This window comes from Glaesserella australis, assembly GCF_003260095.1.
GTDB lineage: Bacteria > Pseudomonadota > Gammaproteobacteria > Enterobacterales > Pasteurellaceae > Glaesserella > Glaesserella australis.
The window spans coordinates 43,405-53,820 of sequence record NZ_PTPX01000012.1; the positions used below are offsets into that span (position 1 = coordinate 43,405).

A 10,416-nucleotide genomic window follows, 5' to 3' on the forward strand; every position below is an offset into this window, starting at 1 on the left:
GGATTTGTAAAATAGTTTTGTAATCTTACCGCTTGTAAGTATACCAATTATGCTTTTGGTGCACCAATTGGTAATACGGTACGACCAAAACTTTCGTTAAGGATTTCCGCAGCGGCTAAGTAGAACGCTAATAATGCGGTTAATAAGCCGAAGTTACCGCCGATATGGGTGATGGTTGCATTGTGAGTAAAGTCACCTGCGGCAAGTAAATAGAAAGTAATGGTTAATGCTAAGAAAATCGCTTGTAATGCACGTGGTTTAGTTAAAGTGCCGAAGAACATCATTAGAGTGAATGTTCCCCAAACCACTAAGTACCAGCCGATAAATTCAGGTGAAACCGTTGCACCAAAGAACACTTTTAATAGTGCAAATGACCACCAGAATGCACCATAGCTGATGAATGCCGTGAAACCAAAAGTGTTGCCTTTTGAGTATTCAAACATACCTGCGATCATTTGAGCAGTACCGCCAAAAGCGAAGCCCATTGCTAGCACTAAGCCGACATTTTCACCGCCGAATGTGCCGTTGTTGATTAAACTTAATAGCCACGTTGTTAATGCGAAACCACATAAACCAAGTGGACCTGGATTTGCTGTTGCTGTATTGTGAGCAGACATTTTTTAACCTCTAATTAACGTTTTGTTCTAAGTAAATTCCAGTATTTTTCGTAAGTTTCGACGGCATCACCGACATCACTTTGTAAAATACCTTTTTCAATTTCTGCAAGCGGTGGGAAAATCAAAGGATCTTGCACCATTTCTGCAGGTAACAATGCTTTCACTTTTTCGTTTGGCATTGAGAAACCCATTGTTTCAATTACGGTTTTTGCACTTTCAGGACGTAGCAAGAAATCAATAAATTTATGGGCTGCATCCTTATTTTTGGCATTTTTAGGAATCACGTAGTTATCCATCCAAATCACCGCTCCCTCTTTTGGGAAGATAAATTTGAGATCTGGATTTTCGCTTTTCGCTCGATATGCCGAACCTGTCCATTGCATTCCAACCGCCACTTCGCCTTGTAGATACGGCATTTCAGGGGAGTCAGAATTAAACACAAGCACATTTGGCACCAGTTTTGTTAAACGCTCGTAAGCCGTTTTAATTTCATCGGCATTTTGCGTGTTCGGTGATTTGCCGTCCAACAACAATGCCATATGAAACACTTCTCGAGAGTCGTTCATCAGCAACACTTTGCCTTTAAATTCAGGTTTCCATAAATCGCCCCAACTGGTAATGCCATTCGGGTCAATCTCGGCAGCATTCACACCGATTCCTGTCAAACCATAAACATAAGGTAGTGAGTATTTGTTTTCAGGGTCAAACTCTTTGCCCATTAAGGCTTTGCTCACATTATCAAAATTGCTTAATTTGCTACGGTCAATTTCTGCCAACATTCCGTCTTTCGCCATTTTGCCGACATAGTAGCTTGATGGGAAAACGATATCGTAACCTGTACCGTTGGTTAATTTTAACTTAGAGTACATCTCTTCGTTACTTTCAAAGGTGGAATAGATGACTTCAATGCCTGTCTCTTTGGTGAACTGTTCCAATAACGAAGATGGCACATATTCCGTCCAGTTATACACATACAGCTTTTCGGCTGCTTGTACCGTAATGGCAACAAAGGCAAGGCTTGCCACTGCAAATTTCTTTAAAAATGATTGAGCAAATTTAACCAATCTTCAAATCCTCTTAATAAAAAGTACCTGATCTGATTTGCAACGCTTGGCAACAAAGTGACCGCTTGATGCAAATCTCTCTTGCTGAAAAGCGGTGAAGTATAGCGATTTTGTGGCGAATTGGCTATTAAAAGTTATTAAACGGAGATAAAAAAGCGATCCGAAGATCGCTTTCAATTATTTTGTCAGGAAAGAAACATTACGCTTCACAACTACTACAACTTAACAAGTTGCGGTTAAACACTTGTGCCGCACTCATTGAGTATTGATAGTAGATCGATTTCAAGCCTAGTTCTTCGGCGGTGAGATAGAGCTGGTTCAAGTCTCTTGCTGGTGTTGCTGGGTGAACCATAATGTTAATGCTCTGCCCTTGGTCAATATATTTTTGACGTTGTGCCGCTTGTTGAATCACGCTTAATTGGCTGATCTCAGAGAAGGTTTTAAATACTTCTTTTTCATGTTCTGAAAGTTCTGCAAGATGTTGAACTGATCCATCATTTAGAAGAATACTTTCCCAAATCTCTTCCGTATCAATTCCTTTCTCTTTCAACAATTTTTCCAAAAATGGATTTTTATAAACTGTCTTAATTTTTGCCAAATCTTTTACATAATAATTCGATTTAAATGGTTCTACTGAAGGTGAAACACTACCTAAAATAAAACTACTCGATTTGGTTGGAGCAATACTCATCAATGTTGTATTACGACGTCCATAACCTTTTAAAATCTCAGGCTCACCGAAACGCTCTGCCAACTCTTTAGATGCTTGTAATGTTTTCTCTTGTAACGTTTTAAAGATCAGATTATTTTTCTGCATCGCTTCAAAGCTATCAAACGCAATATTGTTAGCTTGTAAATAACTATGCCACCCTAAAACACCAATACCTAACGCACGGTGTCGTCTTGCAAAACGATTTGCACGCTCAAGGAACGGCATATCCGCACTTTTTTCAATAAATTCAGACATCACAACATCTAAGAAGTAGGTTAATACTTCTGGCGCATCTGTATCTTTCCATTCATCAAAATGAAGTAAATTCATGGAAGAAAGACAACATACGAAACTTTCGTCGTTACTGGATGGCAACATAATTTCAGTACAAAGATTAGATGCATGAACGGTCATATTCTTATCTTTATACACATCAGGACGCCCTGCATTGGCATTATCTTTGAAAAACAGATAAGGAATACCCGTTTCTGTTTTACGTTGTAAGAGTTTCGCCCAAAGTTGACGCTTATACGGATCTCCTGCTTTCATAGATTCTAGCCATTCACGGCCGACACAGACTCCGTAATACATCAACTGAATCGGATTACCTTCCGTATGAATATCTAGCCATTCATCAATATCACCGTGTTCAATATCAATATAACCTGCGAATTGACCTTTACGAGATGTCCCTTGTGAAATTACATCAATCACGGTATCAAACAGTTTACTAAAGTTAAAAGAACCATCCGATTTTCCGTTATTTTTAATCGCACTACCACGCGGACGAATATCACCGAAATAAGCAGAGGTACCCCCACCAATTTTACTCATCATCCCAACTTCTGCAGTAGTAACCATAATTTCGTGGATCGAGTCACCAATATAACTACCGAAGCAAGAAATTGGTAGACCACGGTCTAAACCAAAATTTGACCAAATTGGCGAAGAAAGGGAGAAATAGCCACGTCCCATGTAGTAATAGAACTTGTCTGCATAGCCCTCAATACCTAATTTACGTTCGGCATGCTCTGCAATAAAACGAATACGTTCTAAAGCTGTTGTTCCTTCAAGTAAATAGCCACGTTGTAAGAAAAGGCGACTATCATCATTTAGCCATTCAAAGTCGGGGCGGTTTACATCCGTATAACCTAGTTGAAATAACTTAGGTTGGTAATAATCATTAGAATAAGTCATCTGCGGTAATCTGTTTCATTTTTTTACTATAATCGGTACTACGTTTGTTAAAGAAATCTGTTTCTTTTGTTGACAGAATTTCAATATCAAACCACTCAGTTTCTTTTAATAACGCGGGGTCCACGTTATAAGGAGGTTCCAATCCAAGCGCCATCAATGAATTGTTATAACGGCTCATAATATAATTTTCTACTGTCTTACGAGAAATGAAGCTGAGATCACCTTCTTCAAAAATCCAATCCAAGATACTCTTTTCTGCTTCAAGTGCTTGGTTTGAAAGCATTTTTAACTCTTCATAGAATGTTGGTGTGAACAGTTCTGAATGTTCTTCACGTAAGATTTCATATAAAGCAATACCAAAGCGTCCATGAATTTCTTCCTCTTTAGAGGTTGCTTCTACAGCATTAGAAATCCCCTTGAACAAGTTACGGTGCTTATTAAATGACATCATCACAAGAAACTGTCCAAACAAAGAAATATGCTCAACAAATAAAGAAAACAGTACCAAAGATAAAACAAAGCGATCTTTACCATCATCTTTTTCTCTCATGAAATCTTCCATATAACGAATACGATTCATCAATGGCTGGATTTCTGTAATTTGAGAGAACATTTCATTTAAACCTAATTTCTCAAGTAAAAATGAGTAAGCATCTTTGTGACGAACTTCAGACTCAGCAAATGTACCACCAACATCATCAATTTCTGGTTTTGGGAAATAACGATACAAATCGCCCCAGAAACGTTTCACATTCACTTCAATTTGTGAAATCGCCAACATCGTACGGGTAAGTACATGACGCTCATGATCGTTAATATTTGTTCGATAATCTTGAATATCCCCAGTGAAGTTGAACTCTGTATGTAACCAATAAGAGTGACGAATAGCATCTTTAAATTCAAGAAGCTCAGGATACTCATATGGTTTAATTTGAATGCGTTTTTCAAAAAGATTGCGAGACATAGTGATTAGGCAAGCTATTGTAGTTATTCAGTGGGATGGTATTTTAGTGATATTTTTTCATTCTACAAGATCTTGACAAATGGCTATCCCTGATTGCTCCGTCGGAGTCTTTGATTTTAAAAGGAAAAATTTTTTGTAAATCTTTTTACATATAAAAAACTATATCTTGTGTTTTGAACAAACATCAAACACAAGATATAGTGGTTTACAAGTGGTGAGATTTACTTACTTTTTTACAAAAATCCCACCTATTTATCACTTTTTAGGAAAAGATTAGTCCATTTCACTCATCAAACTTGCATTACCGCCAGCTGCTGCTGTATTGATACTGATCGCTTTTTCATGCACTAATGGGAACAGTGACAACGCTAAATCGAGATTCTCAATGTAGGTTAAAATTGCTCCTGAACGTTCTGCATGGTGTTGTTTTTGCTCAACAGAAAGCGGATCTAACACCACTAAGACGCTCAAATTCGCTAAGCTATTGAAATCTTCAACAACCATCAGTAATCCATCAAAATGAACAGCGTGTTTTGCTAACTCACTACTACGCTCTACCACGGCTTTAGCACCACAAACGGTAATTGCCACTAACGCTTGCACTTGTTGGTAAAGTGAGCCGTTTCCAATCGCAACTACAGATCGAGCTTCTAAACACATAAAGTTACTTTCACCCGTAATCCCTTGCATTTTGAAGATTTTACCTAATGGTGATTGGCGAGATAAACTTGTCACTAAATCAAGGGCATTTTGTTGTTCCGTGCCAGGTAACACCAGCTTAATGCCATTGACTAATGCATTAGTATCGACACCTTGTCCACCTTCTAAGTTTGGTAATGTCCAAGCGGTACGATTGGCTAAACGTTGTAAATACAACGGTCCGCCCGCTTTTGGTCCGGTTCCTGATAAGCCCATTCCACCAAATGGCTGAACGCCAACAACCGCACCAACAGTGTTGCGATTTACATAAAGGTTGCCCGCATGAATGCTATCCAACCATAAATCCACAGTTTCATCAATACGGCTATGCAAGCCACTAGTTAAGCCAAAACCTGTGGAGTTAATATCTGCCATCACTTGCGGCAATCTATCCGCATCAAAGCGAATGACGTGTAATACTGGTCCAAATACTTCGTGTTTTAATTGGCTGATATTGTCGATTTCCAACACCGTTGGTGGAACAAAAATCCCTGTTCTTTCAACATCTGCATCAATCGGCACTTGATAGCACGATTTCGCCACTTTTTTGATTTCAGCAATATGGTTGAGTAGGCGTGTTTGAGCGACTTTATCAATCACAGGCCCCACATCGGTATTGAGATATTGCGGTTTGCCAACTTTCAATTCCGCCATCGCCCCTTTTAGCATGGTCAGAATATGATCGGCAACATCACGTTGTAGATAAAGCACACGAAGAGCAGAGCAACGTTGTCCTGCAGAGTCAAAGGCAGAGTTCAACACATCAGCCACCACTTGTTCTCCAAGGGCAGAGCTGTCCACAATCATCGCATTTTGTCCGCCCGTTTCGGCGACAAGCGGTACGATTTTTTCACTTTTTTGTAAATTACGGTTGATGTTTTTCGCTGTCTCGGTTGAACCCGTGAAGATCACACCATTTACTCTTGGATCAGCAACTAAAGATGCGCCCACGACTTTACCACTACCCGGCAAGCATTGAAGGGCTTCGGTTGGAATACCTGCTTGATAGAATAAATTCACCGCATAATGAGCCATTAACGATGTCTGTTCAGCGGGTTTCGCTAGCACCACATTACCTGCCACCAATGCCGAAGAGACTTCACCAACAAAAATCGCCAGTGGGAAGTTCCAAGGGCTAATTGCCACCACAATACCGCGTGGATTGCGATAACCTTCAGGATTTTGACGCACTTCTTTTGCATAATAACGGCAGAAATCGACCGCTTCACGCACTTCAGCAATCGCATTATTTAAGGTTTTACCCGCTTCACGCACCGCTAAATCGAACAACTGTGGTATATTGGCTTCCATTAAATCTGCCATTTTTTCTAATGCTTCCGCTCGTACAATCGGTGAGGTATTTTGCCATTGTGCTTTGAACTGTTCAGCCACATCAAAGGCTTTTGCCACATCCGCTCCTGTTGCATCAACCACTTCGCCTACAAGCTCAAACACATTCGCAGGATTATGAATTTGTCGCACTTCGCCATTAAATGCCGTTAAGCCCGCTACTTGTGGCTCTGCACGATATTGTTTTGTCGCAAGTTGATTCAACTGAGCTTCTAAATCACGCAGATGAATCGCATCACTCAAATCATAGCCTTTCGAATTTTGACGTTGTTCGCCAAAGAGCTTCACAGGCAATGGAATTTTCGGATGCATTGTGCCGTCTGTCTCTTTTGCTTTATCAACTGGATCACGAGCAAGATCATCAATACTGAGATTTTCATCGACAATTTGGTTTACAAACGAGCTATTCGCCCCGTTTTCCAATAAGCGACGCACCAAATAGGCTAATAACGTTTGGTAAGAACCAACAGGCGCATAAATGCGGCATTGCACATTGAGATTATTGGTGCCAACAACTTGGTCGTATAAGGTTTCACCCATACCGTGTAAGCATTGGAACTCAAACTGTTTACCTTGCGCTAAATGGTAAATGGTTGAAAGCGTTTGTGCATTGTGGGTCGCAAATTGCGGGTAAATCACATCTTGTGCGGCTAATAATTTTTTCGCACACACAATGTAGTTTAAGTCTGTATGTACTTTACGTGAGAAAACAGGATAACCTTCTGCACCATCGGTTTGCGCACGTTTAATTTCGGTATCCCAATAAGCTCCTTTCACTAAACGAATCATCAACTTACGATTGTTTGCACGGGCTTTTTCAATTAAATATTCAATCACATACGGGCAACGTTTTTGATATGCTTGAACCACAAAACCCACGCCATTAAAGCCTGCTAAATCAGGGTCGGTTAATAGGCGATCCATTAAATCTAAAGAGATTTCTAAACGATCAGCTTCTTCTGCGTCAATATTTAAACCGATATCATATTGTTTTGCTAATAAAAAGAGTTGTTTGAGTCGTGGATAAAGCTCATCAACTACACGTTTATGTTGTGCAATGCTATAGCGTGGATGAATTGCAGAAAGTTTAACGGAAACACCAGATGACTTATAAACACCTAAGCCACGTGATGTTGCACCCACGGCATGAATAGATGAAACGTAGTCATCATAATAACGTTTAGCATCTTCTTCGGTAAATGCCGCTTCACCAAGCATATCGTAGCTGTAGCGATACCCCATATCAAAACGTTTTTCGCCGTTTTTAATCGCTTCTTGAATCGTTTCACCCGTTATAAACTGTTTACCCAGTAAACGCATGGCGACATCCACGCCTTTACGAATTAAAGGTTCCCCACCTTTTGAAATCAAGCGGGAAAGAGAAGAAGAAAGACTCTTTTCACTATGGGTTGAAACTAGTTTTCCTGTAACAACTAACCCCCAAGCTGCAGCATTTACAAAAAGTGATGGACTGTTACCTACATGGGAACGCCAGTCACCTTTTGAAATTTTATCTCGAATTAATTTATCCGCTGTAACTTTATCAGGAATACGTAAGAGTGCTTCCGCTAAACACATTAATGCAACACCTTCTTCACTCGATAAAGAAAATTCATGCATTAAGGCATCTACACCACTGGCTTTTTTACGAGCAACACGAACCTTTTCGACTAATTTTTTCGTTAGTTTTTTGATGTCATCTGCACATTCATCTACACGAGCTTGAGCCATCAACTGTTTAACAAGCGGCTCTTCATCATAACGATAATGTTCGCTAAGTAATGGACGAACTCCTGTTGTTTGCGGAAATAATTGATAAGTTTGTGTGTTTGACATGATAAGTTCTCACTTTAATATCGTTATCAACAAAAAATACAGGCGTAAAATATAGAGAAAATCTTGCCGCTTGTATTCACCGTTAATACAAAAAAGACGGTAGCCAAAACAAGCTACCGTCTTTTTCACTATTTTTTCATTGCATCAGCATATGCTTTTTCTGCTTTCTCAAATGTCTCGACTAACTCAGCACGTGGCGCAGGTGTAATCAATGACACAACAATAATCGCAATAAAGGCAAGAATAAAGCCTGGGATCATTTCATAAATACCGCTATTTGGTACTAAATCATTCCAGAATACAACCACTAATGCTCCAGTGAGCATACCAGCCATTGCTCCTTGTGCATTCATACGCTTCCAAAATAGAGATAAAATTACCACTGGTCCAAAAGCACAACCAAAGCCAGCCCAAGCATAAGAAACTAAACCAAGCACTTTACTATTCGGATCTTGTGCCAACATAATCGCTAATACTGAAATTGCAAGCACCATAAGACGACCTAACCAAACCAACTCTTTTTGGCTTGCATTAGGGCGGATCATCCCTTTATAGAAATCTTCCGTAATCGCACTAGAACAGATCAATAATTGGCAACTTAAGGTACTCATCACCGCAGCTAAAATCGCAGAAAGGAGAATACCTGCAATCCAAGGATTAAATAATAGACGAGAAAGCTCAATGAATACTTGCTCATGGTTTTGGTTTACGACTGTTGCTTGTTCTGGATTCGCAAAGAAATAGGCTTGACCAAAGAAACCAATACCAACAGCCCCAAATAGACAGATAATCATCCAAATCATACTTACACGACGTGCATTCGGAATTGATTTCACACTATCTGCAGCCATAAAGCGAGCAAGGATATGAGGTTGTCCAAAGTAACCAAGCCCCCACGCAGAAAGACTTAATAAACCAATGAATGTTGTACCAGTAAATAAATCAGTGAAATCTTTATTAGCCGCCTGTCCTGCTGCAACAATCACCGCGTGGGTATCATCAAAGCCACCTAAATGAATAAGGACAAAAATAGGAGTTAAGAAAAGCGCAAATAACATCAAGCTTGCTTGAATAGTATCTGTCCAGCTTACTGCAAGAAATCCACCAATAAAAGTATAGATAATAGTTGCCAGAGCACCGTACCATAAGGCGGTTGCATAAGGAACACCAAAGAGATTTTCAAATAATCTTGCTCCAGCTACAACACCTGATGCACAATAAATTGCAAAGAAAAATAAAATAATCGTTGCAGAGACTATTTTTAGAATTTTGGTTTTATCACCAAAACGGTGGTGGAAATAATCAGGCAACGTTAATGCATTTGCATTGTACTCAGTATGCATACGTAAACGTCCAGCAACAAATAACCAGTTTAAGTAAGCTCCGATAGTTAAACCAATCGCAATCCAGCCTTCTACTAAACCGGCTGCATAGACAGCACCAGGTAACCCCATTAATAACCAGCCAGACATATCAGATGCACCCGCTGATAGCCCAGTCACAAAACTACCTAATCGACGGCCACCTAAAATATAGTCTGATAAATTATGCGTAAAACGATAGGCGATAAAGCCAATTAAGACCATTCCAATAATATAAATCAGGAATGTTGTTGTCGTTGGATCAAAACCAAACATCAGGTTACTCCTATAATATAAAAAGATATTTACTATATCAGAATTTCTGACACTATACTCCAAAACATAATCATGTGATTACTCTTTATACTTTCCTTGATAGGAGATGAGTATAATACAGCTTAAAAATATTTGTAACATTTTTTTAATAAATTTGTGATAAATATAACAAAACAAATTAATTTATATACTACAACAATTAAATCCCCATTCTCCAAACGCAAAAAACCGCAAGCTATCTCTAACTTGCGGTTTTCTTTGGTATAAAACCCTGATGGTGCCCTACTCTCACATGGGGAAACCCCACACTACCATCGGCGTTACTGCGTTTCACTTCTGA

Annotated in this window: 6 protein-coding genes; all 6 read right to left on the reverse strand. The window is 39.4% G+C overall.

The features are described 5' to 3' along the window. Positions 1-47: 47 nt before the first annotated feature. A complete protein-coding gene (locus C5N92_RS05825) occupies positions 48-617 on the reverse strand; it encodes an acetate uptake transporter (protein ID WP_111749916.1) in 570 nt (189 codons plus the stop codon). Between the two features lie 14 nt (positions 618-631). Further along, positions 632-1,681: an extracellular solute-binding protein gene (locus C5N92_RS05830; RefSeq protein ID WP_111749917.1), complete on the reverse strand. Its 1,050-nt coding sequence runs from the start codon at positions 1,679-1,681 to the stop codon at positions 632-634. Between the two features lie 199 nt (positions 1,682-1,880). Further along, positions 1,881-3,590, reverse strand: a complete 1,710-nt coding sequence (locus C5N92_RS05835; protein WP_111749918.1) for a ribonucleoside-diphosphate reductase subunit alpha — start codon at positions 3,588-3,590, stop codon at positions 1,881-1,883. Next, on the reverse strand, positions 3,577-4,554 hold the full coding sequence (locus tag C5N92_RS05840; protein ID WP_111749919.1) for a ribonucleotide-diphosphate reductase subunit beta: 978 nt from the start codon (positions 4,552-4,554) through the stop codon (positions 3,577-3,579). Before C5N92_RS05840 ends, C5N92_RS05835 begins: the two co-directional genes overlap by 14 nt. A 273-nt stretch (positions 4,555-4,827) precedes the next feature. After that, on the reverse strand, positions 4,828-8,439 hold the full coding sequence (putA, locus tag C5N92_RS05845; RefSeq protein WP_111749920.1) for a bifunctional proline dehydrogenase/L-glutamate gamma-semialdehyde dehydrogenase PutA: 3,612 nt from the start codon (positions 8,437-8,439) through the stop codon (positions 4,828-4,830). A gap of 128 nt (positions 8,440-8,567) precedes the next feature. Beyond that, on the reverse strand, positions 8,568-10,076 hold the full coding sequence (gene putP / locus C5N92_RS05850) for a sodium/proline symporter PutP (protein ID WP_111749921.1): 1,509 nt from the start codon (positions 10,074-10,076) through the stop codon (positions 8,568-8,570). Positions 10,077-10,416 lie beyond the last annotated feature (340 nt).

Coding starts and splice junctions, on each gene's coding strand:
- C5N92_RS05825 (WP_111749916.1), bottom strand. CDS start 617: ATGTCTGCTCACAATACAGCAACAGCAAATCCAGGTCCACTTGGTTTA.
- C5N92_RS05835 (WP_111749918.1), bottom strand. CDS start 3,590: ATGACTTATTCTAATGATTATTACCAACCTAAGTTATTTCAACTAGGT.
- C5N92_RS05840 (WP_111749919.1), bottom strand. CDS start 4,554: ATGTCTCGCAATCTTTTTGAAAAACGCATTCAAATTAAACCATATGAG.
- putA (WP_111749920.1), bottom strand. CDS start 8,439: ATGTCAAACACACAAACTTATCAATTATTTCCGCAAACAACAGGAGTT.
- putP (WP_111749921.1), bottom strand. CDS start 10,076: ATGTTTGGTTTTGATCCAACGACAACAACATTCCTGATTTATATTATT.